The organism is Providencia sp. PROV197, assembly GCF_028479625.1.
Classification (GTDB): Bacteria; Pseudomonadota; Gammaproteobacteria; order Enterobacterales; family Enterobacteriaceae; genus Providencia; species Providencia vermicola.
Genome location: NZ_JAMPNZ010000015.1, coordinates 1 through 24,356 on the forward strand (window position 1 = coordinate 1; position 24,356 = coordinate 24,356).

21 protein-coding genes, 1 tRNA gene and 1 pseudogene are annotated in these 24,356 nt (G+C 40.0%); 11 read left to right on the top strand and 12 right to left on the bottom strand.

The features are described 5' to 3' along the window. The first annotated feature begins 203 nt into the window (after window positions 1-203). Window positions 204-953, top strand: a complete 750-nt coding sequence (locus PR808_RS07595; RefSeq protein ID WP_272539041.1) for a hypothetical protein — start codon at window positions 204-206, stop codon at window positions 951-953. Window positions 954-1,000: 47 nt separating this feature from the next. On the opposite strand, the gene ybcJ is transcribed toward PR808_RS07595, so the two are convergent. Both ybcJ and folD read right to left on the bottom strand, forming a co-directional pair. Then, window positions 1,001-1,213 carry a ribosome-associated protein YbcJ gene (gene ybcJ, locus PR808_RS07600; protein ID WP_206082893.1) on the bottom strand — a complete coding sequence of 71 codons (213 nt, stop codon included), beginning with the start codon at window positions 1,211-1,213 and terminating at the stop codon, window positions 1,001-1,003. 18 nt (window positions 1,214-1,231) lie between these two features. After that, window positions 1,232-2,089, bottom strand: a complete 858-nt coding sequence (gene folD / locus PR808_RS07605) for a bifunctional methylenetetrahydrofolate dehydrogenase/methenyltetrahydrofolate cyclohydrolase FolD (RefSeq protein ID WP_272539042.1) — start codon at window positions 2,087-2,089, stop codon at window positions 1,232-1,234. A gap of 187 nt (window positions 2,090-2,276) precedes the next feature. Between folD and PR808_RS07610 the strand changes: the two genes are divergently transcribed. Beyond that, window positions 2,277-2,353, top strand: a tRNA-Arg gene (locus PR808_RS07610). 21 nt (window positions 2,354-2,374) lie between these two features. Here PR808_RS07610 and PR808_RS07615 read toward each other — a convergent pair. Beyond that, window positions 2,375-2,572: pseudogene (locus PR808_RS07615) on the bottom strand (tyrosine-type recombinase/integrase); the annotation flags it as partial. A gap of 160 nt (window positions 2,573-2,732) precedes the next feature. Further along, window positions 2,733-2,888 (bottom strand): Arc family DNA-binding protein, encoded by a 156-nt coding sequence (locus PR808_RS20685; protein WP_442960055.1) that lies wholly within the window; start codon window positions 2,886-2,888, stop codon window positions 2,733-2,735. Window positions 2,889-3,194: 306 nt separating this feature from the next. Between PR808_RS20685 and PR808_RS07620 the strand changes: the two genes are divergently transcribed. From PR808_RS07620 to PR808_RS07630, 3 genes are all read left to right on the top strand, one after another. Further along, window positions 3,195-4,385, top strand: a complete 1,191-nt coding sequence (locus PR808_RS07620; RefSeq protein ID WP_206082891.1) for a hypothetical protein — start codon at window positions 3,195-3,197, stop codon at window positions 4,383-4,385. Between the two features lie 830 nt (window positions 4,386-5,215). After that, on the top strand, window positions 5,216-6,022 hold the full coding sequence (gene rhaS / locus PR808_RS07625; protein ID WP_206082890.1) for an HTH-type transcriptional activator RhaS: 807 nt from the start codon (window positions 5,216-5,218) through the stop codon (window positions 6,020-6,022). Between the two features lie 42 nt (window positions 6,023-6,064). Further along, a complete protein-coding gene (locus PR808_RS07630) occupies window positions 6,065-6,922 on the top strand; it encodes a helix-turn-helix domain-containing protein (RefSeq protein WP_206082889.1) in 858 nt (285 codons plus the stop codon). Between the two features lie 33 nt (window positions 6,923-6,955). Here PR808_RS07630 and rhaM read toward each other — a convergent pair whose 3' ends face one another. The 6 genes from rhaM to rhaB all read right to left on the bottom strand — a co-directional run bounded on the left by rhaM (window position 6,956) and on the right by rhaB (window position 13,157). After that, entirely contained in the window at window positions 6,956-7,270 is a 315-nt protein-coding gene (gene rhaM / locus PR808_RS07635; RefSeq protein WP_206082888.1) for an L-rhamnose mutarotase, read from the bottom strand. Between the two features lie 11 nt (window positions 7,271-7,281). Then, entirely contained in the window at window positions 7,282-8,433 is a 1,152-nt protein-coding gene (gene fucO / locus PR808_RS07640) for a lactaldehyde reductase (protein ID WP_206082887.1), read from the bottom strand. Window positions 8,434-8,472: 39 nt separating this feature from the next. Beyond that, window positions 8,473-9,507, bottom strand: a complete 1,035-nt coding sequence (gene rhaT, locus PR808_RS07645) for an L-rhamnose/proton symporter RhaT (protein WP_004913498.1) — start codon at window positions 9,505-9,507, stop codon at window positions 8,473-8,475. 74 nt (window positions 9,508-9,581) lie between these two features. Then, on the bottom strand, window positions 9,582-10,403 hold the full coding sequence (rhaD, locus tag PR808_RS07650) for a rhamnulose-1-phosphate aldolase (RefSeq protein WP_206082885.1): 822 nt from the start codon (window positions 10,401-10,403) through the stop codon (window positions 9,582-9,584). Window positions 10,404-10,413: 10 nt separating this feature from the next. Next, window positions 10,414-11,664, bottom strand: coding sequence for an L-rhamnose isomerase (locus PR808_RS07655; protein ID WP_272539043.1), 1,251 nt, complete (start codon window positions 11,662-11,664; stop codon window positions 10,414-10,416). A 44-nt stretch (window positions 11,665-11,708) separates the two neighbouring features. Beyond that, a complete protein-coding gene (gene rhaB / locus PR808_RS07660; protein WP_272539044.1) occupies window positions 11,709-13,157 on the bottom strand; it encodes a rhamnulokinase in 1,449 nt (482 codons plus the stop codon). Between the two features lie 182 nt (window positions 13,158-13,339). Between rhaB and PR808_RS07665 the strand changes: the two genes are divergently transcribed. After that, a complete protein-coding gene (locus tag PR808_RS07665; RefSeq protein ID WP_047756975.1) occupies window positions 13,340-13,555 on the top strand; it encodes a YccJ family protein in 216 nt (71 codons plus the stop codon). 82 nt (window positions 13,556-13,637) lie between these two features. Here the strand turns inward: PR808_RS07665 and PR808_RS07670 are convergent, their stop codons facing one another. Beyond that, on the bottom strand, window positions 13,638-14,978 hold the full coding sequence (locus PR808_RS07670; RefSeq protein ID WP_272539045.1) for a 2-carboxy-D-arabinitol-1-phosphatase: 1,341 nt from the start codon (window positions 14,976-14,978) through the stop codon (window positions 13,638-13,640). A 271-nt stretch (window positions 14,979-15,249) separates the two neighbouring features. Continuing rightward, the gene (locus tag PR808_RS07675; protein ID WP_272539046.1) at window positions 15,250-17,004 is read right to left on the bottom strand and encodes a sigma 54-interacting transcriptional regulator; all 1,755 of its coding nucleotides are present in this window, start codon (window positions 17,002-17,004) and stop codon (window positions 15,250-15,252) included. Window positions 17,005-17,351: 347 nt separating this feature from the next. Between PR808_RS07675 and dpaL the strand changes: the two genes are divergently transcribed. From dpaL to PR808_RS07700, 5 genes are all read left to right on the top strand, one after another. After that, window positions 17,352-18,569, top strand: coding sequence for a diaminopropionate ammonia-lyase (dpaL, locus tag PR808_RS07680; RefSeq protein WP_272539047.1), 1,218 nt, complete (start codon window positions 17,352-17,354; stop codon window positions 18,567-18,569). Window positions 18,570-18,583: 14 nt separating this feature from the next. Next, on the top strand, window positions 18,584-19,774 hold the full coding sequence (locus tag PR808_RS07685; RefSeq protein ID WP_206082879.1) for a YgeY family selenium metabolism-linked hydrolase: 1,191 nt from the start codon (window positions 18,584-18,586) through the stop codon (window positions 19,772-19,774). A gap of 52 nt (window positions 19,775-19,826) precedes the next feature. Then, window positions 19,827-21,425, top strand: a complete 1,599-nt coding sequence (locus PR808_RS07690) for an N-acyl-D-amino-acid deacylase family protein (RefSeq protein WP_206082878.1) — start codon at window positions 19,827-19,829, stop codon at window positions 21,423-21,425. Window positions 21,426-21,495: 70 nt separating this feature from the next. Further along, window positions 21,496-22,902 (top strand): dihydropyrimidinase, encoded by a 1,407-nt coding sequence (gene hydA / locus PR808_RS07695; RefSeq protein ID WP_272539048.1) that lies wholly within the window; start codon window positions 21,496-21,498, stop codon window positions 22,900-22,902. Window positions 22,903-22,929: 27 nt separating this feature from the next. Next, window positions 22,930-24,276 carry a cytosine permease gene (locus PR808_RS07700; RefSeq protein ID WP_206082876.1) on the top strand — a complete coding sequence of 449 codons (1,347 nt, stop codon included), beginning with the start codon at window positions 22,930-22,932 and terminating at the stop codon, window positions 24,274-24,276. Window positions 24,277-24,356: the final 80 nt, after the last annotated feature.

The following is a 24,356-nucleotide window of genomic DNA, read 5'->3' on the forward strand; positions in this document are numbered from 1 at the left end:
GTGCGTTAAAAAGTTAGAGTTTGATAAAATTAAACGGCTAGGTATTGATTGATACAATATCTGGCCGTTTTTCTATTTAGTGGCTAAATTTGCAAGAAATAATTATTTTTTTTATCAAATAATAAGTTCAATTAATGAACAACAGCAGCCATCAAAGTACGCACAATACGGTGGCACTATTATTTGAAATAAGGGTAATAATTATGCCATCACCAATCAGCACCTCAGTTAGAAGTTTATGGTCTCCAACATCGATTAAAAAAAGTGTTATCAACTTTTTACAAAAACTAGTAGGGATTAAAAGGCAACCAGCGAATATCCCCACTGCAACTTGGTATATTTCAAGTAAGATACCCTCTGAGAGTACTATAGCGTCTAGTAATACAAGCCAAGTTCCGATAAAAAACGATCAAAAGGTCGTTGTCGCAGAGATTGAATCAAGCAAGCCCAAAGCGCCACCCGTTGAACAATTTCTCAATGAAATTAGACAAAATAAACCCCAAGTGGTTGTTGTTTGGTCATCAGCGCAGCAGCAAGAAAAACAAGGAAAAACACTATTTTCTGAGGGGGTTAAAGAGCAACAGTTTGGTGATTTGAAAACACGTTCATTTAAAACTGCAGTGACGAAGTGCATTGGGAACTTGAATCTGGATTGTTATAACCTAACGATTACCCATAATAATCAACAATACTCAGTACCAGTCATGTATGTAACGAATTGGTCTGAAGAAATTAAATTGCAGCCAAATGAAAAAGCAGGGCTGACTAATCGTATGTTTGAATTAATGGATCTGCGGAGTACCTTGAGTTCTTACCCAAATAGAAACAATTACCAAAATCAGTCAGATAAAGTGGCTGGTGGTATCTCACAGTTTGCTTTTGGGGAAAGGGTGCCGAAGGATTTATTTGATAGTATTCGAGTTGATAATAAACTAGGTCAATCAAAGGGATAAGCTTGATTGAAAGATGGGTAAATAGGCTAACCTATTTACCCAAAATCTTACTCAGCGATTTTGACTTTTTCGTCGCCCATGGAGACAACTTTACCTGCCAAAATTTTACAGCGTTTACGGGTTTCTACCACACCGTCAACCTGTACTAAACCTTCAGCGATCATGGCTTTAGCCATTGCGCCGCTTTCTGCCCAGCCTTGAATTTTTAGCAAATCACACAGTTCAACGTGTGGGTGCCCTTCAAGATTGAAAATTTCCATTAATTACTCCAAAATACATTAAATATCGTGATACTCTTCACACGCTTGCAGCGTGTTTTGAATCAGTGTTGCGACAGTCATTGGGCCTACACCACCTGGAACAGGGGTGATCCACGCAGCGCGTTTTGATGCTTCATCAAAGTCCACATCGCCTGTCACTTTGCCATTTTCTAAGCGGTTAATACCCACATCAACGACAATTGCACCAGGTTTAATCCATTCTCCAGGAATAAAATTAGGTTTACCGACAGCGACAACCAGCAAGTCCGCATTGCGTACATGCTGTTCTAAGTCTTTAGTAAATCGATGGGTAACAGTTGTTGTACAGCCCGCTAATAATAATTCAAGGCTCATTGGGCGTCCGACAATATTTGATGCACCAATAATGACGGCATTGAGGCCATAAGTATTGATGTCATAGCGTTCAAGCAGTGTGACAATCCCACGTGGTGTACAAGGGCGCAAACGAGGCGCACGTTGGCACAACCGGCCTACATTATAAGGGTGGAAGCCATCAACGTCTTTATCTGGATGAATACGTTCAATCACTTTAACATTATCAATACCAGCAGGTAAGGGTAACTGGACTAAAATGCCATCAATTTCAATATCTTGATTTAAATCGTCAATCAGTTTCAGAAGTTCAGCTTCTGTGGTGGTGTCGGGTAAATCATAAGAGCGTGAAATAAAGCCTACTTCTTCACAAGCACGGCGTTTACTGCCGACGTAAATTTGGGAAGCAGGGTTCGCACCAACTAAAATGACGGCGAGACCTGGAGCACGTTTTCCTTGTTCTAAACGTAACTGTACTTTTTGGGCAACTTCCTGCCTAATTGTCTGCGCAATCGTTTTCCCATCAATAATTTTTGCTAACATCTGTAACTTAATCCATATATGAGACACGGTGATGGCTCTATTTTGTCAGAAGTTAACGTCATTGTCAGTTCAAACTGTTACATAAAATGAGCATATAGCTATTTTAGTAGCGAAAAGCCATTGACTCAGCGCTCAGCAACCGTATAATTCAACGCCATCAGCCAGATAGGCTGCCTGCATTAACAATGCGCCCTTAGCTCAGTTGGATAGAGCAACGGCCTTCTAAGCCGTAGGTCACAGGTTCGAATCCTGTAGGGCGTACCATTAATTTTCAACCACTTACCATCATTTAAAACTCTCCACTTTTGCTAACTGGGACGTATTTGGGACGCAAGTGCCAAAAATAGTGTCTATTTGCTTAGCGTGTTCAATTAAATGATTAGGTGCTAAGTGAGCATATCTTCTTACCATATCAACTGATTCCCAGCCGCCCATTTCTTGCAGAACTGAAAGTAGGACGCCAGACTGAATTAGCCAACTCGCTCATGTGTGCCGCAAATGACGTAAAAATCAATACTATCGTGAGTGAGAGAAAGCTCTCAATAGTGGGGACTACTTCTTAATCCCTAATTTTTCCTTAACGACTTCCATCTCTCGTTCAAGTTGGAATATGAGCTCAGCCGCATCGGAAATCGTTAAAACTTCAACATGAGAATGACGCAATATCCAATATTCGATAGCTGTGACCATTTTTTTGATTTACTGACCGATTATTACATTCAGCTAACTCTTGAATTTTATCTTTTAAATCAGTCAGTAATCTGAGGTTAATCTGCGGATGCTTATATTTTCTTTCCATGCCACCTATCCTCAAAAACTCTCATTCTAGATAGGTGTTTTTTAGGTATCAATGCGTACTAAGTAGGTATTACTGTGTATACCCACAGTCTATTAATGGGTAAGAGAGTTAAGTTAGATTTATTTATTAGAGTTGTTATTTTTAGTACATGCACTACTTTTAATCAATTGATGACATTTAATTCCTTTTAAACTCTTAGTGTGAGTAATTTCTGGTTACAATTTATGCGTGTATTTCATACTCAGATAAATAAAAGGGTTATATGATTAATGCAACTTAAAATGATTAAAAATTATGGTGCAAGGTATGAATAAGATAATACGTTATTTTGTGTGTGTGACTGTACTCGCTATGAGTGCGCTTGCTCCTGTTTCGTATGGAGATAATTTGCGCGTTTCTGTTGGAGCTACAGGTTATCTGGGAGAGGTTTCACCGCCTTTGAGGGTGGTTAATTTTCAAGAGCGAGCAGGAACAAGTAGGATCAATCCAAATTTCCCATTTATTGAATTGATAACATGGAAGAAGGGAGGAAGCCCTAACTGGGAATACACCTATTATCCACCTGAAGGGGCATATGGCGTTACGCTAGTTAATGAATTTGACAAAAATAATAGAATAATCTTGCTGATAAATGGCACATTTAGTGTGAAATATTTGCGGTATAAAGTTATTGGTGACGCAAATTCAGGTTATATGTGGGAAGGCGCTTCCTTTACGCTGAAAAACTCAAAAATGACATCATCAGATAGAATGTATCATGTACCTATTGGTTCTTCGCTTCCAAATCCATTAAATTTTGGACTGGAACCTCAAAGCGGAGTGAGTGGCTATTTAGCTAATAGGATTCAAGATTCTTCAGTTGCTCCTATGCAGTTCACAGGCATTATTACGAGCTATTCTGCGTATGCACCTCAACCACTAAAAAAAGGTCGTTATTTTGCAGATGATAGGTTAATCATGGCGCATCGTGATGGCCCTGGTGATGGTTTTTCAGTTAATCAATCGAATGCTACATTCATTAATGAGTATCAAGATTTAGGTGTATTTGCAGTAGATACATGTAAAGTTGCTCCAATTACAAATACTAAAATTAATTTTGGTTCTCAGCTAGCGGGGACCTATCCAAGCCCGAAAAATTTAGCGAATGCCCTTGCTCAAATTAATGTCAGCTGCCCAAATACAGGTAAATACTTCATGTCTGTTAAGCCAAATAACGCTTTGGTGAGCGGAAATCAAACGGGCATGGTGTTAGAATCGTTAGATGGCCATTCTGGTGATTTGCCCTATATCGCTACATCAGTAGGAACGGCAGCAAAAGGTAATGAAGTTTGTACTACCGACTCGTCGCAGGCCATTAAATATACAGAGAGCAAGCAAGTTTATAGCACGGTAGGGAAAAATTTTATTCAAGGGCTAAACTTTGCTTTATGTGTTAATGGGGAAATAGCACCAGGGGGTTATAGAGGAAGTTTAGATGTCAATTTTCTTATTGAGTAACCACGGCCTATGACATAAAACTAAAACAGTCCTTAGTGGCTGTTTTTGGTTTAAATACCAGATGAAGTGCGAAATTTTATCACCAGTAAACACGACAAATTTCGATGTGCTGCCTGTGGTGAAGGGGGACGATGTGCTCAATTGCAATTGATATTAGATTCGGCGGGGTTGGTGATGCAGTGATACGTAACGACAATATTTTAGAAGTTAAAGGGATATTTAATATATCATCAATTAAGTATATGTACGTTGTTAACTGCTAGGTTTAATTTACTGTGACGAGCTATGCCGAAATTGTGATACAAAAAATGAGAGGGGAATGATAGGACGTGGTTGTGACGTTCAAGTTTGAATATGATTGAACGACTTTAAACAACTTTGAATTACTTTATCTTCTTTGTAGCTTTTGAACACTGAGATAGACTGTAATTGACTGATTATAAAGTATTAATTCTACACTCTTCTAAGCCATAGGCCACCATTTCGAAAAGTGAAAATACAATGTTATGTTTTCATGTGATTACAGCTTATTGATAACCAATCCTATTTTGATAAGTCAGATAGTTAACTAGCTGGTGATTGTCCCCTTTTGCAAAACTGCGATCTTAGATGAAGTCGCCTTTGTGTATTCAAGGTCACATTTTGCACATTTATTTGATGAACTCTTGAAAATATAGCCAATAACTTGTGATTGCTTGGTAGTAATTTCAAGGTGATTTTAGATGAGAACGCTAGAATAGGGATATAAGGGTATTTACGATGGGCTAATGAATGATAAGTAAGTCCATGGTAGGTTCTACGGGGGAGGAGTGTTTACTCGGAGATCTTTCATGAAACTCTATAGCGAAGATTTTTTTATCACACCACAGCAGCACATTACGGTTGAACCAAGAGTGCCTCAGCCTATTTTTCCTGAACATACACATGATTTTAGTGAGATTTTTTTGGTAACTCAGGGCATTGGTCTACATATACTTAATGGGCGGCCTTATACATTATGCCCAGGTATGGTGTGTTATATTAAATCCAGCGATTATCACTTATTTGATAATGTCTCTAACCTCAATTTAACTAACGTGTTATATCGTTCAGACTCCAGCTTTACTTATTTAAATAATATCAGTCATTTTTTCCCTGCGGATACTGAAAAAAACATTTCCCATTGGCTATTAAATAAAGAGCATTACAATAGAGCGCAACAGATCATCGTTAAACTCCATGAAAGTGATTCTGACCTTGCGTATACTGAGAGCCTTTTTTTGCAGTTAATTGTTAATCTGCAAGAGGGGCGTTATAACTATGTAGGTGAAGGGAATAATGAACAACGGATTATCCAAATGCTACGCTGGTTGAATGCAAACTTTACGGAAGAAATTGATTGGGAAAGTTTAACGACTCAGTTTTCGGTCTCGTTGCGGACTTTTCATCGCTATATGAAAAATAACTTAGGTATATCGCCACAAAATTACTTAATAAAATTGCGGTTATCAGAAGCTTATTATCAAATCCGTTTTTCGGATAAAACCATTACGGATATTGCGTTGGAAAATGGTTTTAATGATAGTGCGTATTTTTCGACGTGTTTTAAAAGCGAGTATAATTTCACACCTCGTGACTTGCGTCATTGTAGCAATTAACAAAGATCGTCATGATCATCCATATTCTTTTCTGAGGTGGCCATGATACAAAAAATTCTGTCTCTCAACAGCGGTGATTATTTTATTCGGCCTGAAAATACTGTGACGATAGAAAAACGAGATTCTCAGGAAGATTTTATTATTCATCGTCATGATTTTAATGAGTTTGTTATTGTTTTTTCAGGAAATGGTTTACATCATTGGAATGGTTCTGATTACCCAATTACTTGTGGAGATCTGTTTTATATTAATGCGGAGGATTATCATGGCTATCACTCTGTAAATAATTTAAAGCTAGTTAATATATTATACAAGCCTAATGAGTTTCTCATAAAACAATCTATCGAACAGTATGTACCATTAAGCCATGAGCCGATAATATCTCGGCATTGGAAATTACCGCCTTCAAGTTTATCGACTTTAACGCCAATTATTGAAAAAATGGCATTAGAGTGCCAAAAACCTGATATCCCATCCATTCATCTTTGCGAAGGGTTATTCTTACAACTGGCAATTTATATTTATCGTTTACGGTATCAGCCAGACCAAGTGCCAATAAGCTTATTACATCAACTGGATCAGTTAATAAACCGTTTAAATCTAAGTATCAATACGCCATTTTCATTAGATAAGTTTGCTCAGGAAAATCAGGTGTCCGCTCGTTCATTACAGCGTTTATTCAAGTCGAAAACAGGAATGACGGTAATGGAATATCTGCAACAACTACGTTTATGCCAAGCGGCATTATTATTACGTAGTACTTCATTGTCGATCAGTGAAATCGCTGGGCAATGTGGTTATGAGGATAGTAATTATTTTTCGAGTGTTTTCCATAGAAAAATGAATATGACCGCAAGTGCATATCGACGCTGTTTTTTACAGAAAAATAAATTGAGGTAAGTGCTAGCCAAAGGCTAGCACTGTCTGGGGGGATTAGTCTAAATAAAATACCGTTCTTAACTCATCACTGATAGGGCTGTTGTCAGGATTTGATGGCATAATATCCGACATATATTTCCACCATTTTTGGCATACTTCCGTTTGTGCAACGCTATCCCAGCGTTCTTGTGATTCAATTTCCACATAGGCGAACAATAAATTTCGCTTGTTATCTAAGAAAATAGAATAGTGATGTGCGCCGTGTTCTTTGAGTGTAAGCACTAATTCAGGCCAAATTTCATCGTGTCGGCGCTGGTATTCTTGGTGGGCGTTAGGAGCAACTTGCATCACAAATGCTTTTTTTATCATGATACTGTCCTCTAATAAATCGCTTGATATAATTCAGCGATATCCTCTAATGTTGCGTCACGTGGATTACCCCCAGTACACACATCATCAAAGGCGGCTTGAGCAAGGGAGGGAATATCTTCTGGTTTCATGCCGATTTCACGCAGTTTTTCAGGAATACCAACGTCTTTGTTTAGCGCAAAGACAGCTGCAATGGCGGTATCTCTGGCTTTTTGAAGTGGTAGGGAGTCTATATTTTTTACGCCCATTGCACGGGCGATATCGCGGTATTTTTCCCCTGTATAATTTGCGTTATATGCCATGATATGGGGCAATAAAATGGCATTGGCGACGCCATGAGGTGTATTGTAAAATGCCCCAAGTGGGTGAGCCATACCATGAACCAACCCTAATCCAACGTTAGAGAAGCCCATTCCTGCCATATATTGTGCGAGAGCCATTGTTTCAACGCCGTGCGGGTCGCCCTTAACGGATTGCCGTAACGAATTGCTGATCAACTCTATGGATTTAAGATGCAGAGCATCGGTAAGTGCCCAAGCTCCTTTCGTGATATAGCCTTCAATGGCATGAGTGAGGGCATCAACGCCAGTAGCGGCTTTTAGGCTAGCGGGCATAGATGCCATCATTGAAGGGTCAATAATCGCAACCACAGGGATACAATGGGGGTCAACACACACAAATTTACGGCACAGTTTGTTGTCCGTGATGACATAGTTAATCGTGACTTCAGCCGCGGTTCCAGCGGTAGTTGGGATGGCGATAATTGGAACCGCTGGGTTTTGGGTAGGAGCGACACCTTCTAAGCTCACCACATCTTCATATTGTGGATTATTGATAATAATCCCAATCGCTTTGGCGGTGTCTTGTGGAGAACCACCACCGATAGCGATAAGATAATCTGCATTAGATTGTTTGAAGTATTCTAGTCCTTGTTGGACCGTATCGATGGTTGGGTTAGGAATAACGGCATCATAAATGGCGTAGTCTAATTTAGCGTTATCTAATAATTGGGTGACTTTACTGACAACATTAAATTTAACCAGATCCGCATCCGTAACAATCAGTGCTTTGTTAAATTGGCGTTTTTGAATTTCCTCTACAAGGTGATTAATAGCTCCCTCGCCAAAGTATGAGGTTTCATTGAGTATCATTCTATGGGTCATCGCTGACCTCCCGATCGATTAAAATAAAAAGTCGTTACGTTATGCTGCCATTCCCAAGCCAACAATGTTTGCAGCTAAGATAATCACTAAGCAGCCTAAACATAAAATTCGGACAGGTTTTCTGCCAGTGCCTTTCCATTCTTTTAGGGCTAACCCCACAATACCGCCACACAGAACATAAAAACTCATATGTAGCATCCAGCTCATAAAGCCGTATTGTGATGGGATATTGGCGTGTCCCCATGCATAGAAGAAGAATTGGAAGTACCACATACCACCACCCAAAATGGCAAATAAAATATTGCTGATCAGTAGGGCTTTGGGGACAGAGATATCTGATTTGAAAGAGATATCTTGGCGGTAAATAAGCCTAATAAAACAATAGCCTAAGTTGATTAATGCGCCGCCGCCCATGATGATGACGTAACTTGGTAATGCGACATAAAGAGAAGAAACTCCGAGGGCAGCGGAAGCTTCGTGCATAGGGACGGCTGCACTCATGGCGAATGACATACCGGCTGAGAAAATACCGCACATGACAGCCAGTAATAAGCCTTTTTTCAGGTTAAACTCTTCAGCTTGCACTCCGGTTGCCTTTTCTTTCAGTAACCCGGCATAGGAAACGATAGCAACCCCTAGAACAGCCACTAAGACACCAAGAATCGTTAGTTTTCCGCCAGTCGAGGCAATCAACTCGCCAAATGTGCCTTGAATAATAGGGGTCATCAAGGTACCAACGATGAGTGTAATACCAATGGCAATCCCAATCCCCATTGACATACCTAAATAGCGCATGGTCAAGCCATAACCAATATTACCAACCCCCCACATGGCGCCAAATAAAAATACAGGGATCAGAATACTTGCACTGAAAGAGTTGTAATAGGCCCAAAAGTCAGGAAGTAAAATATAACTGATGGTCCAAGGTAAAATAATCCACGAAAAAATACCGGCAATGGACCACATCGTTTCCCATGACCAGTTTTTAACTTTCTTTAATGGTGCGTAAAAGCAGGCAGCTGAAGCTGCGCCGACAAAATGCCAAAAAATACCGAGTAAAATTCCACTGCCCATGAACTATTCCTCTCTGTTTATTATCGTTTTAATTTCTCTGTGGAAGGAAAGGGGTATCCACAGAGAAACAGGTTTTATTTCAATGCATCAGACATTGGTGTGACATTAAATCGCTTGGCAAGCGCAATCAGATTTTCTGTTGAAATAGTTTGTTTTTTACCACCCATGGAGAGAACTTTTACCAATATCTCCGCAGATTTTTCTGCGGTATCAATTAAACCAAAAGCATCATCTAAAGTTGGGCCAGAGCCAAAAATACCGTGGAATGGCCAAAGTACTAAGCCATGTTGTTTCATTTGTTCCGCTGTTTCTAAACCGATACCATCTGTGCCGGGGACCATCCATGGCAGCACACCAATACCATCAGGGAAAACCACCAAACATTCGGTACTCATTTCCCATAAATGACGAGTGATGGATGCACTATCGAGCGGTAAAACATAACTTAATGCAATGATGTTAGTTGCATGACAGTGCATGATGACGCGGTTAGTGCCATTAGTGGCTTGCATACGTGTGATATGCGATTGAAAGTGTGCAGCAAATTCAGAGGTTGGTATTGCACCATTCACAAAGCCCCAAACAATGTGGTAACCCTGGCCTTCGCTATCGATACGAACCAGACCTAAGTTATCTGCGGGGTCTAAGGCAACGTTACGGAAAAACTTACCGGAGCCTGTAACAATAAAATATTGGTTTGCGAGCTCTTTAACTGGCTCTGTCGCTTCGATATAACGTGGGTCAGCGTGAAAAGTGTGTTTAAATGGCGAAACATCGTCTTCGGTGAGTCGTAAGCTCACATTACCGCCATTACGTTCATCCCAGCCTTTGAGCCACATATCGCTGGTGGCTTTTATCATTCCTTGAACAAACCAAGATGTCAGAATATCTTGCATACAATTCACCTTAACGTGTTAATAATGTTGATTTTTCGTATTGTTTAACTTCATCTAACCATTTTTCGCCGACAGGAACATTGTTGCGTTCGCAATATTCATCCCAAACCGCTTGCCATGGCAGGCATTTTTGTTCTTCTAATAGCGCAAGACGAGCCGTGAAGTCCCCTTCAATTTCGAGTTGGCGTAGTCTTGCTGTTGGTTCAAGTAAGGCGCGTAGTAACGCTTTTTTCATATTTCGAGTCCCAATGACCCAAGCGGCAATACGGTTAATCGATGCATCAAAGAAATCGAGACCAATATGCACACGATTTTTTAAGTTATGGCGAATGATTTCATTGGCAATGGCTTGAGTCTCATCATCTAACAAAATGACGTGGTCACTGTCCCAACGTACAGGGCGACTGACGTGCAGCAGTAGACGTTCAACATAAGGAATGACCGCAGAAATTTTATCCGAAATGACTTCGGTTGGATGGAAGTGCCCTGCATCTAAACATAAAGCGGTTTTACGTGTGATGGCATAGCCCAGATAAAACTCACTGGAGCCTGCGGTGTAAGATTCTGCGCCAATACCGAATAATTTACTTTCGACGGCATCGATATGATATTTAATATCAATTTTTTCACTGATAATTTCATCCAATGACTCGACTAAGCGTTGACGAGGGGCATAGCGGTCAATAGGAAGATCTTTCATGCCGTCAGGGATCCAAATATTCATCACGGAAGCGCTGTTTAATGACTTACCAAAATATGCAGAAATACGGCGGCAAGCTTGTCCGTGGCCAATCCAGTAGTCTCTAATTTCTTTATTGCTATGAGTAAGAGTTGCTTCGCTACTGAGCGGATGGGAAAAGTAAGAAGGGTTAAAATCGAGTGCGATATGGTTTTTTTTCGCCCAATCAACCCAATTGGCAAAATGGCGAGGTTCAATTTCATTACGTTCAACGGCAGTATCTGCTTCGAGATAAAGAGCATGCAAGTTAACGCGTTTAGGGCCTGGAATTAAGCTCATTGCTTTATCCATATCTGCACGTAATTCAATCGCATTAGTCGCTTTGCCAGGGTAATTACCTGTAGCTTGAATACCGCCGCTTAAAGCGGTTGCTGATTTTTCAAAGCCGGCTACGTCATCTCCCTGCCAGCAATGCATCGATACAGGCAAGTCAGCCATAGCTTGCATCGCTAGTTCAGTATCAATACCAAGGTCAGCAAAACGTTGTTTGGCAATAAGATAACTTTCTTTGTAATTAGACATGAAATTTTCCTTATAACTTATCGATATACGGTTAATAACCTGAGTTAGCCCGTAATGGTTTTAAATCGTTTCCAAGGTTCATCCAGTGCGATGCTTTGAGGTTGAAACCAACAAAGTTCAGTATTTTGCGCAATAATGGAGCGCAGAGTGGGGACATCTGGAATGGTGTTTAGGGCAATCAACTGATACCCAATATTGCCTAAGGTGGAGGCTTCAACCGGTCCTGCACTCACAGGAACTTCGCAAGTGTTGGCGCATAATTGGTTAAGTAGAGCATTTTGGCTGCCACCACCGACGATATGCAGCTGTTGTAATGGGGAATGATTAACCTGTTGTAATTCAAGAAATACTTGACGATAAAGCAGCGCTAAACTGTCGAAAATACAGCGAGCTAGCTCAGCGACAGTATTTGGGACGGGTTGTTGGTTTTCCCGACAAGCCTCTTTAATGGCTTGGCTCATCGACTCTGGGTTCAAGAACCGGTTATCGTTGGGGTTGATCAGATACGTGAATGCTGGAATTGCTTCTGCCGAGGTAATGAGACTGCAAATATCTTGCACATTGTGCTCAAGGCAAATGCGTTGGAATAACCATAGCCCCATAATATTTTTTAGAACACGGTAGTGACCATTAATCCCACCTTCATTGGTAATGTTGGCAGAAAATGCGTTTTCACAAGTACAAGGGGATGTGCGCTCGAGGCCCATTAATGACCATGTTCCTGAACTTAAATAGGCACCATGGCTATCGGTTATCGGTGCCGCAATGACAGCGCTGGCAGTGTCATGGCTTGCCACAGCAATCACGGGGATTTTTTGGCCTTTGGGTGTGTGCCAATAGCCAATGGTATTACCTGGTTGCTTGATTTCACCTAATAAACGGCGTGGCAACTGTAAATACTCGACTAATTCATCATCCCAATCGCCCGTTTGCAGGTTAATCATTTGGCTGGTGGAGATATTGGTATATTCATGGTTGATTTTCCCAGTTAAGCGGTATGACAAATAATCAGGGATCAACAATAAATGATGCGCTTGTTCCAGCCATTGAGGGTGTGATTGTTGTAAGGACTTCAATTGGTATAAAGTATTGAAAGGGAGGAATTGGATCCCAGTTTTTTGGTAGATGTTCTGCACACCTAGATCGGCTTGAACTTGTTCCATGACACCTTGAGTACGGTTATCACGGTAGGAAAAATGACGACCAACGGTAGCCCCATCACGGTCAAGGAGGACATAATCAACCCCCCAAGTGTCGATGCCAATGCTGTCAATATTGATACCAGATTGCTCTACACGATGTAAGCCAATCAGTATCTGAGCCTCAAGATCATCCAGATCCCAATAACAGTGTTCACCTTCAGTGATCAAATGGTTTGTAAAACGATGAATTTCATCTAACGATAATTTTTTATTATGCACATCATAGCAAGCCAACATGACACGACCGCTAGATGCGCCTAAATCAATAGCAACAACATGGCGAATATTCATGACTTTTTTTATCTCTATTACTTAACTTATAGTCATATACTAGAGAGAGTGAACAATGAGCGCGTTTAATGGAGCGCCACTAAAAAGGAAAAATGGCAATATATTTAAAGTCACAGTGATCTTATTCACAGAGTTGAAATATATGAGTATTTTTATCAGAACCATTGAATCAGGAGCGAATAATGAAAGATCCTCACCATATAGCCGAATGGGCTAAAGTTAGAGAAACCTCAATTGAAATTGCTCAAGCTATTTTTGAATTAGCGAATAATGATGAAGTGCTAGCGGAACAAATTTGGGAAGAAGGCTCTGATGAGGTTTTACCTCTTGCCTTTTCGAAGACCACCGCGGATAGGCTATATTGGGGGGAAGAAACTATCGAAAGGAAAAATGTATAATTCGTTTTGAGCTTTTCTGAAGAGATAAAAAACCTCGCAATGGCGAGGTTTTTTATTGGCGATTATAAGGTGTTAATTTCTCTTATTTACCATTAAAAGACTGGATATTTTTGACACTGAATTTTTCATTTTTATATTGCAGGGTAATCAGTTGTAAGTCTTTTTTAGGGATGAATTGGTACTCTGGCTGAACTTTATTTAAAAATGCACTGAAAATAATCGGGTGAGTAACCACCATCACTTTTCCTGTATGGAATTCATTTTGGATACCAATATCTCTGAGTAAGCTTTCTAATCGGTAGGCTGCAATAGCCCCAGTTTCACCATCGACAGGGGAAACGAAATTTAACACATTTGTCCCTGAATGTAGCTTGGCAAACTGGCCTTCAGGTTCTTTTTCTAATGTGCTGATTTTCTCTGCTTCCCAAAGGCCAAGGAAAATTTCATCTAAATTACGATCAATTTGGATTGGTAGGGGGCTATTTTCAAATAGGTGGTTTGCAGTATATTTGGCTCTATTTAATGTGCTGCTATAAACCGCAAAATAGTCAGTAGGGTTAATGCGTTGTTTCAATTGATTAACCGCCGCAACACCTGATTTACTGAGATCGGAGTCTGAGGTACCTTCCATTATATTGGCATCATTTAAAATAGTCATTGGGTTGATGACAATCGAGATTTCAAGAGGCGGAAGTTTCTCTTGTTTTGCATAACCTGATTTTAAATAATCCGTATTATTAAAGTCGAGAAGAGTAAATTGCCCATCTTTATATTTTAATACCGAAACGGCAGTATTGCTTAACCCTGATAATGGTTGATCTTGACGGTATTTTTGCAAATAAAATGCCATTGATGAGTGGCCAACGGCTAAAATATTACCTGTTTCATTTTTATGGCGATTAGCAATATCCAATAATGCAGACTCGAAGCGTTGAGAAAAATCATACATGTTTTCAGTGTTGACGATAGATTTGAAGTTTTTGTCCTTATAGTGACCAAAATAGTATTCAAATTCATTACCAGAATGGCCGTATTGGCTCGTTAAGTCATCAATTCTACCACCTTCAGCGTTACCCCAAGATATATCTTTTAGGTTCTCAATCTCAATAATATCCATATTACGGCCAGTTAAAATATTACTGGCAGTTTCATGGGCTCGACCTAATGTACTGCTATATCCAGCAATAAAATTGACATCTTCTAGACCTAAACCAAGGCTACGTGCATCATAGCGTCCTTTGGCTGTGAGCTGAGCATTACCACCTCCGCCAATGGTCATTTCTTTAATATTTGAATAAGTTTGCCCATGTCTAACAAGGTAAAAATAAAGGGCATCGTTATCTGATGTGGCTAAAGCACTGGTGGAGGTTATTGAAATAAGTATATAAAATAACAAGAGAATCTTAGTTTTAATTCTTTTCATGTTTGCACCTATAATTTATTTATGATGCCATTCTTAGTGGCATAATTAACCTGTCTACCAATTGATTAAAAATAAATTGGCGCTCCTAATCTAAGTAAAATGAATTAGGATTAATTGTATTTTTTTGCCAGATATTCTTGAAATTGGCGAAAAAACCAAAGTGGGTAAGATGGTCATCACAAAAAGACTGTTCATTTTGTGATTGTTTTTAGATAAGTGAAACAGATTGGCGTAAAGGGGAAGAAGGCAACATGCGTACCCAAAATGAATATCAGCTGGTGATATCGTATTTTTTTAATCGGCGATACAGTGTTGCAATACTTAAACCTAATATTTGTGCCGCTTCTTTCTTTCCGTTCATGGAGTAACCCGTTTTTTCAAGTACGTGTTGTATGGTCTCTTTTTCATAATGGTGCGTAGGTACTGCGGCGGTTTTTGTGATGTAGCCTAATGATTCTACAGATGAATTTGTTTTTGTAATATACTCAGGCAAATGGCTATGGTTCATTTCAGGCAGATCGCCTTGCATGACATAAATATACTCGATGACATTGCGCAGTTCACGTATGTTACCTGGCCAATGATAGCCATATAAATAATTCATTACTGTATCAGGGATCTTTTGCTTTTCTCTATCATATTGTATTGAAAATTGGTCAGAAAAATACTTTGCTAAATCAGCAATATCTTCACGATGCTCCCGCAATGCAGGAACAGGGATTGGCACAACGTTTAATCGGTAATATAGGTCTTCTCTAAACGTTTTGTTCTCGACCATCTCTAATAAATTTTTGTTTGTGGCTGCAATAATGCGGACATCGGTAGGTATTTGGTTATTTGAGCCAACTCGGGTGATGGTTTTATCTTGTAAAACGCGCAGTAATTTAGCCTGTAATAACAAAGGCATATCACCAATTTCATCGAGGAATAGGCTTCCCCCATGAGCTAATTCAAACTTACCTATACGCCCTTTGGGATCCGCTCCAGTGAATGCGCCTCTGATATAGCCAAAGAGTTCGCTTTCTAGGAGTTGCTCTGGTATTGCAGCACAGTTTATGGTGACAAAGGGCTGATCATGTCGAGCACTTTGTGCATGTAGAGCATAAGCGACAACTTCTTTTCCTGAGCCACTTTCTCCCGTGATCAGCACGTTTGCATGGCTGATAGCAACCTTCTTGATGGTTTGTTTAAGGTTCATCATGGTTAATGAATTACCGATTAACTGGGAAGGGACTTCGCTGATTTCAACGGATGATTGATTGACATGAGTAATGTAATCACGGGCATCCTGAAAAATGATCATGGTTAACGTATCATTTTCCAGTGAAGTAAAAGTGACATTACGACAGAGTACATGATAGCGCTGGCCTTCTAATTCTAGCCATGCTTCTTCATCACCATATAAAATATCCCCTGTTAGCTCAAAGGACAGTGACAGGCCTATAATATCTTTATTAAAAAAGCGGGATGCAGAGCGGTTGGTATGCCAAATTTTTTGTTTGCTATCAATTGCTATCACGCCTCTATCCATGGCATCAATCAATCGTCGAAATGCATGTAAAGATTCTTGGGCTCTCAAGCGTTCAAGACACTCAAAGACCTTACTCGATATCATTTCAGCAATCTGTTCGATGAATGTGATGAATTTATTGAGTTGCTGAAGTAATACGGCTCGCTGTTGTTTAGTCGAGCAAATAATACCAATGACCCCGATGACTTTGCCATTTAAAAAAATCGGTGCGTTAAGGTCTAATTCTTCCGTACAAGTTTCTCGATTTTCACATAGATGGCAGAGGTTATTTTCCCCTGGATCTTTAATTAATACGGTTTCTTGTACTCGTAAAACATGACGATAAATGTAGCCGTTACGTGAAACGTTTTGATTAAGCATGTGTTTGTAATAACCTGTTCCTGCAATACGGATCAGATATTCATCAATAATTTCGACATCTGTTCCAGTCACGCCAGAAATGGCTTCTGCATAATGGCAAATTTCATTTTGGATAGTACTCAGAATGGATGTCATTTTTTTCCTTATTATCAAGATTGATAAATATTAATAAATTTAATTGAAGTGATAATTATTAATATATTTATAAATCAATGTATTAAATTATTTATATACCGCCATCACACTATTTATCATATTTGATAATTTATCAATGAGGTAAATCAATGATCTCAAATTTATTAAAAATAATTCTATATTGTTTATTTTAAATTATGTTTTGTATCAACTAATTACATTATTCCCTCATTATAATTATACGTAAATGGCGATCTTGGCATGTGTATTGCTACCTAAGTTGTAAACCTATTTTTTATTAAGACTTAATTGTCTTGTTTATTAATAATAAGTTCATGAGGTTTTCCATGCAGGAGCAATTAAAATACTACATTAATCACAGCCGTTTTAAGCAGAAACCGACGGCGAACCTTGCCTCTTTTTCGGAAGCTGAATTACATAAAGCGTGGCAATTTCACCGCTCAATTCCTGAGTATGCACCAACACCACTCTATCATTTACCTGTGCTCGCCAAGTCATTAAAAGTTGGACAGATTTACTTAAAAGATGAGTCTCAACGCTTTGGCCTCAAGGCATTCAAGGCATTAGGTGGCTCCTATGCAATGGCCTGCCATATTGCCGAAGAGTTGGGGAAAGATATCTCTGAGCTTCCTTATAACGTCATGGTCAGCAATGAGGTTAGAGAACAATTAAATGGCATTACTTTCGCCACTACGACGGATGGCAACCATGGGCGAGGTGTGGCGTGGATGGCACGCCAACTTAAACAAAAATCAGTGGTTTATATGCCTAAAGGTTCTTCTCAGGAACGCTTAGATGCCATTTTGAATGAAGGTGCGGCAGCAGAAATTGTCGATATGAATTATGACGATGCGGTACGTATGACTGCCGAAATGGCAGAGAAATATGGCTGGGTGGTGGTGCAAGATACCGCTTGGGCTGGCTATGAAAAGATCCCTCAGTGGATTATGCAAGGCTACAGCACGCTAATGTTTGAAGCTTTGTCCCAGTTACATAAAGTGAAACCGACTCACGTTTTTGTTCAAGCAGGTGTTGGCTCATTTGCTGGCATGGTGCAGGGGATGTTAACGGCGCTTTATGGAGTAGATAGACCAAAAGTGATTATTGCTGAGGCTCAAATTGCGGATTGCCTTTACCGTTCAGCGGTTGCTGAAAATGAAGATGCGATCCCTGTTGGCGGTGATTTACAAACAGTTATGGCTGGGTTGGCATGTGGTGAAGCCAATATTACCGGTTGGCAATTATTACGAGACTACGCTGATGCTTTCTTCTCTTGCCCCGATTTTGTCGCAACGCGAGGAATGCGGATATTAGGCAATCCATTACCGACTGATCCTCCAATTGTTTCGGGTGAGTCAGGTGCGGTCACGACAGGGTTACTTTCTATTCTAATGCAGTCTGAAAATTATGCTGATGTACGCAACGAGCTGGAGCTGAATGAAAATTCACGCATTTTGGTGATCAGTACTGAGGGCGACACGGATATTCAACGTTATCGGGATATTGTTTGGGATGGTGAGTTCCCAAGTTTTGGTCAATTTTAGTCGGGGTGAAAAATATGTTTTCAGAAAGTCGTTTTAACGAAGTTATCACAAACTGTCAGGCTTTAGTTCGCGAAAAAAGTTACTCCGGTGAAGAGGGTAATGTTGTCAACGTTATTAAATCCATGATGGAAGAGTATGAATTTGATGACATTCATATTGATAGATACGGCAATATTATTGGTGGGATTGTAGGGAAATACCCTGGGAAAACGCTGGTTTTTGATGGACATATTGATACTGTTCCAGTCGATGAAAGCCAATGGACGCAAGATCCATTTGGCGGAGAAATCAAAGACGGCAAAATTTATGGCCGTGGTACGACCGATATGAAAGGTGCGGTTGCTGCTATGATTTCAGCGGTTGGCTTTTTTGGTCAAGACCATCTGCGTGAGTTTGCAGGGAAAATTTATGTTGCTTGTATTGTACATGAGGAGTGCTTTGAAGGCGTTGCTGCACGGCTAGTTACTGATAAATATCATCCTGATTATGTAGTTATCGGTGAGGCCTCAGAACTTAATTTGAAAATAGGTCAACGTGGCCGAGCTGAAGTCGTGTTAGAAACATTTGGGAAACCTGCTCATTCTGCAAACCCACAAGCGGGTATTAATGCGGTCTATAAAATGGCTACATTGATTGAAAAAATTAGAATGCTTCCCCCTACCATTCACCCAGTTCTTGGGTTAGGAATACTTGAATTAACAGACATTAAATCGTCTCCATATCCAGGGGCATCAGTTGTTCCTGAATATTGCCGTGCGACTTATGACCGCAGGTTATTAGTCGGTGAGAGCAAAGAGAGTGTGCTCCAACCTATCCAAAAAGCGTTAGATGAAATAACACAGTCTGATCCTGAGTTTAAGGCGCGAGTATCTTATGCCTATGGAACAGAATCTTGTTATACCGGCAATACGATTGAGGGAGAGCGTTTCTTCCCTGGCTGGGTCTTAGACGAATCGGATAACTTTGTTCAGCATGCATTATTAGGCCTCAAAAAAGTCGGCCTCGACCCAACAGTTACACAATATTCATTCTGCACTAATGGTAGCCATTATGCGGGGGAAGCTAATATTCCAACGATTGGTTTTGGGCCTTCGAGAGAGAATTTGGCGCATACCATTGATGAATATATCGAGATAGATCAATTAACAGGCTCAGCCAAAGGTTACTACAGCATAATTTCAAATATTTACAATAATAACAAATAGTTACCAGTTGATGCCTTTGTGATTACTAAGGCATCAATAAAGGAAGAGAACAATGAAAACATTATTTAAAAATGCCACCATCATTGACGGTACGGGGGAAAGCCAGTATCACGGCGACTTACTTGTTAATGAAGGTAAAATTATTCAAATCGGCGATATTTGCGCCAACACTCAGGACCAAGTTATTGATGCATCTGGGAAAATTATTTGCCCTGGTTTTATTGATACACACACTCACTCTGATTTATCGGTGTTATTAAACCCCGCAGTTTCCGCCAAAATTCGCCAAGGGATCACGACTGAGCTGTTGGGACAAGACGGCGTCGCATTGGCACCTTTGCCTGAACAATATATTTCAGCGTGGCGTAAAAATATTGCTGGTCTTGATGGTGACTCTGATGAGATAGACTGGCATTTCAAGAATACTGAGGGGTATCTCAACATGTTAGAGTCGCGAGGAAGTGCCACGAACCTCGCTTACCTTGTTCCCCACGGTAATATTCGTATGGAAGCGATGGGATTGGATGGTAAGGCATCGACGCAGGAAGATGTCGCCAAAATGTGCCAGATTCTTGAACGAGAGTTACAAGCGGGAGCTTATGGACTATCCACTGGCCTTATCTATATGCCTTGTGCATTTGGCGATACCGCTGAGATCACCGAACTTTGCAAAGTGACAGCCAAATATAATGGTATTTTTGTGGTTCATCAGCGTAGTGAAGCGGATGACATCATTCAGTCTACTCAAGAACTTATTGATATTGCTCATGCATCTGGAGTTTGGCTCCATATTTCCCATATGAAAGTGTGTGGTAAGAAAAACTGGCCGCTGATCGATGAAATGCTATCGATGCTTGAAAAAGCACAGCAAGAAGGGATCCGTATTTCTTTCGACCAATACCCTTATGTTGCAGGTAGCACCATGCTAGGGGTGATTTTACCACCGTGGGTGCATGCAGGTGGCACGGAAAAACTACTCGAACGCCTGAAATCTTCTGAATTACGCCAACGCATGATTGACGATATAGAAAAAGGAATCCCGGGGTGGGATAACTTCATTGATTTCGCAGGGTTAGATCAAATTTTCATTACCAGTGTGAAGCAACAGAAAAACCAAGATGCAGTGGGCTTAAACTTAGTTCAGCTTGGCGAATTACGCGGTAAAGACCCTTATAACGCCACTTTTGACCTGTTATATGAGGAAGATAACGCAGTTGGAATGGTGGACTTTTATGGGACAGAAGATCATGTGATTAAATTCCTGTGTCGGCCAGAGCAGAATGTTTGTACGGACGGCTTAATGGGGGCTGGTAAGCCCCATCCCCGTGTTTTTGGAGCATTTCCTCGAGTGCTTGGGAAGTATGTACGCGAAGAAGCGTGTTTAACTTGGGAAGCGGCAATTCGCAAAATGACGGGTAAACCTGCTGAGGTTTTAGGCTTAACCGATAGGGGATTACTTAAAGAAGGTTACCAAGCTGACATCGTGATGTTAGACCCACAGACCATTACAGATAAAGGTACTTTTGTTGAACCTAATCAATACCCTGATGGTATCGAGCTTGTGATGGTTAATGGCCGAATTGCGCTGTTTAATCATATTGAAAGTTATGCCTGTAGTGGGCAAGTTTTACGGAAAGGAACGCTGAGTTGATCAATCAATAATAGCTGCAACACAGCCTCTTTTTCGCTGTGTTGTGACATAAGAATCGTTGGAGATAGTTATGTTTGACACAATTATTAGAAATGGGCAATTGGTTCTTGAAGAGGGCACTGTTCGCGCCGATCTGGCAATTAAAAATGGCAAAATCGCGGCTTTACTTGGCCCTGACGAATCTGCTGAATGCCAAAAGGAAATTGATGCACAAGGCCGATTAGTTCTACCAGGTTTAATTGATGCTCATATGCACACACAGGCTCCATTTCAAGGGATTTCCCCGCAACTAACTTTTTATCAGCAAAGTATTTGTGCCGCGTTTGCGGGTGTTACCACTTATATGGATTTTACCAATACTTGGAAAGGTTCAAGTGTCCTTCAGGCTCTAGATGACCGTATTGAGGAAATGACTGAATCTGCAATTGATTTTAGTATTCATGGCAAATTTGTTGAAGCGAACGAACAGTTATTAGATGAGATCCCACATCTTGCAGCAAAAGGGTGCCCAACATTTAAGTTATTTATGACCTACCGTAAAGAAGGTGTGATGGCAGATGATATGACACTGATGCAGGTCTTCAAACGCGCAAAAGAAAATAATTGTATGCCATTGATCCATGCGGAAAGTAATGCGATAGCAGAAACCGCGGTGGATGAGTGCATCAAAAATAACACACTGACTTGGCGTGATTTTGCCAATAGTAAACCCGTTATTTGTGAAACAGAAGCTTTTGGTCGTGTGGCTAAACTTGCTGAATCAGTTGGAGTTCCTCTTCTTATTGTTCATACCACAAATGGCCCTTGTCTTGATATTGCACAGCAAGCACAAGAGCGCGGTCAAAAGCTGTATATCGAAACGGGTCCTCATTATCTGACACTTTTCGATGAACTTTATGATGATGTTGACAATGGACATTTAGCGATTTGCTCGCCTCCATTGCGTACTCGTAAAGAGCGGGATGAACTTTGGGATGGCATTAAGAACGGTACGATCACCTTGATAGGCTCCGATGATTGTACTTTTACTCGAGAGGAAAAAGAAAAGGCTTTACAGCGTGATGAAAACGGCAAAATCATTCCTGATTTTACTAAAGTTGTTAATGGGTTATCTGGTCTCGAAATCCGATTTAACTTGATGGTAACTGAGGGGGTGGCAAGTGGAAAAATCACGATGAACCACGCTGTTGCATTATGCAGCACTAACATTGCGAAAACCATGGGGTGCTATCCACAAAAAGGGACGCTATTGCCAGGAGCTGATGCTGATATTGTCATTTTTGATCCGAATGAGGAATGGATTATTTCAGCCAATAACTTACACAGTGGTGCTGGCTATAGCCTACATGAAGGATATAAAGCGAAAGGAAAGGTAAAAACAACTCTTTTACGTGGTGAAATTATTATGGATAACAACACCTTTATGGGAAGTAAAGGACAAGGGAAATTTATTAAACGTATTTTGAAATTAAACTAAAACGACAATAAAGATGAGGCTAAACTCATGAATAATGGACAGAATATTTCACAGGAATTGCTTGCTAAAGCCAATGAAGAACTCTTGCCAACACAGGAAAAGGATAGAACCTTAAAAACACGTGATTTACTCGTACTTTGCTCGTCAATGGTAATTAATGTTGTTGGCTTAGTGATCCCCGCTCAAGTACTTTTAAGAGGAGGATATTCCCCAATAGAAGTATTGATGGCATGTTTTTTGGGGTTTTTATTAGTCACTATTTTAATTACGTTAACGGGTGATATCGGAACACGCTATGGCGTTCCTTTCACTATTTTTATTCGCGACTGTTTAGGAAAACAAGGGGCGAAAATTGGGGCGATATGTCGAGCCATTGTCTGTTTAACATGGTGTGGTGTGATTTTATTTTTAGGAACACAAGCGATTAATGCGATTATTGAAATTGTCACAGGAATTTCAATGTTCTGGGTGATATTTATTACTTATGCGTCTTTGCAGTTATTTAATGCAAGTCGTAATGTGGATAGCATGAGTAAGTTTGGAACATTAGCAGTACCTATTCTTGCATGTGGATTGGTGTCGTTAGTCGTTTGGTTATTGCAAGAACATCAAATTTCGTTACCAGAGGTTATAACCGCTTCACCATTAGAAGGGACTGGGTTTAGCTTTGTTACTGTTATCGCTATATTTAGTGGAGGATGGTTATCTGAAGCACTAAATGGTAGCGACTTAACCAGAAAGTTAAAACTACCTGAAAACACAAGTTCAAACAGCTTCTTTTCACGTAATAAGCGCACTATATTTTGCTTTGGACTCGGATTCGTTGGTACGGGGTTATTATTGACTCTCGCAGGATTAATTAGTGCTTATCTTACGAAAAGTGACAATCCAATTGGTATGTTGCAAATTGCTTTTGCTGATAACTCGAGTATATTAATTGTTAGTTGTATTATTATTGTATTTGCGCAATGGACAGTAAATACTTGTGCGAATATTTTCCCCGCAACATTGATCATGCTTAATTTTTTTCCTAAATTAACTTTTGCGAAAGCGACATGGCTAGTTGGGTTGATTAGTATTCTAATGATGCCATGGTTATTATTAAGTTATCTTGATTACGTACAAATGATTTTCTCTGCAATACTCGCCCCTATATTGGCGATTATGTTAGTGCATTATTATCTTATTCGTAAATGCCATCTTAATTTAGAGAATCTATACAGTGATGATATTCCTAACTGGCGAAAACCAGGTATTACTGCGCTAGTGATTGGATTGATCTCAGGTATGATAGGCTATAATTTTGCATTCTTTATTGCATTTCCGATTACAGCAATTATTTACTACCTATTAGCAAAAAAAGAAAGTCTTTAAAAATTTAGATAGAAAACGTATTTCTAATAATCAAATTAATATCCATTTAATTAAATGGCTGGTGAGTTATGTTTTAATTT

Excerpts from the sequence above, each read along its gene's own strand:
- PR808_RS07595 (WP_272539041.1), top strand. The coding sequence starts at position 204 with ATGCCATCACCAATCAGCACCTCAGTTAGAAGTTTATGGTCTCCAACA.
- ybcJ (WP_206082893.1), bottom strand. The coding sequence starts at position 1,213 with ATGGAAATTTTCAATCTTGAAGGGCACCCACACGTTGAACTGTGTGAT.
- folD (WP_272539042.1), bottom strand. The coding sequence starts at position 2,089 with ATGTTAGCAAAAATTATTGATGGGAAAACGATTGCGCAGACAATTAGG.
- PR808_RS20685 (WP_442960055.1), bottom strand. The coding sequence starts at position 2,888 with ATGGAAAGAAAATATAAGCATCCGCAGATTAACCTCAGATTACTGACT.
- PR808_RS07620 (WP_206082891.1), top strand. The coding sequence starts at position 3,195 with ATGAATAAGATAATACGTTATTTTGTGTGTGTGACTGTACTCGCTATG.
- rhaS (WP_206082890.1), top strand. The coding sequence starts at position 5,216 with ATGAAACTCTATAGCGAAGATTTTTTTATCACACCACAGCAGCACATT.
- PR808_RS07630 (WP_206082889.1), top strand. The coding sequence starts at position 6,065 with ATGATACAAAAAATTCTGTCTCTCAACAGCGGTGATTATTTTATTCGG.
- rhaM (WP_206082888.1), bottom strand. The coding sequence starts at position 7,270 with ATGATAAAAAAAGCATTTGTGATGCAAGTTGCTCCTAACGCCCACCAA.
- fucO (WP_206082887.1), bottom strand. The coding sequence starts at position 8,433 with ATGACCCATAGAATGATACTCAATGAAACCTCATACTTTGGCGAGGGA.
- rhaT (WP_004913498.1), bottom strand. The coding sequence starts at position 9,507 with ATGGGCAGTGGAATTTTACTCGGTATTTTTTGGCATTTTGTCGGCGCA.
- rhaD (WP_206082885.1), bottom strand. The coding sequence starts at position 10,403 with ATGCAAGATATTCTGACATCTTGGTTTGTTCAAGGAATGATAAAAGCC.
- PR808_RS07655 (WP_272539043.1), bottom strand. The coding sequence starts at position 11,664 with ATGTCTAATTACAAAGAAAGTTATCTTATTGCCAAACAACGTTTTGCT.
- rhaB (WP_272539044.1), bottom strand. The coding sequence starts at position 13,157 with ATGAATATTCGCCATGTTGTTGCTATTGATTTAGGCGCATCTAGCGGT.
- PR808_RS07665 (WP_047756975.1), top strand. The coding sequence starts at position 13,340 with ATGAAAGATCCTCACCATATAGCCGAATGGGCTAAAGTTAGAGAAACC.
- PR808_RS07670 (WP_272539045.1), bottom strand. The coding sequence starts at position 14,978 with ATGAAAAGAATTAAAACTAAGATTCTCTTGTTATTTTATATACTTATT.
- PR808_RS07675 (WP_272539046.1), bottom strand. The coding sequence starts at position 17,004 with ATGACATCCATTCTGAGTACTATCCAAAATGAAATTTGCCATTATGCA.
- dpaL (WP_272539047.1), top strand. The coding sequence starts at position 17,352 with ATGCAGGAGCAATTAAAATACTACATTAATCACAGCCGTTTTAAGCAG.
- PR808_RS07685 (WP_206082879.1), top strand. The coding sequence starts at position 18,584 with ATGTTTTCAGAAAGTCGTTTTAACGAAGTTATCACAAACTGTCAGGCT.
- PR808_RS07690 (WP_206082878.1), top strand. The coding sequence starts at position 19,827 with ATGAAAACATTATTTAAAAATGCCACCATCATTGACGGTACGGGGGAA.
- hydA (WP_272539048.1), top strand. The coding sequence starts at position 21,496 with ATGTTTGACACAATTATTAGAAATGGGCAATTGGTTCTTGAAGAGGGC.
- PR808_RS07700 (WP_206082876.1), top strand. The coding sequence starts at position 22,930 with ATGAATAATGGACAGAATATTTCACAGGAATTGCTTGCTAAAGCCAAT.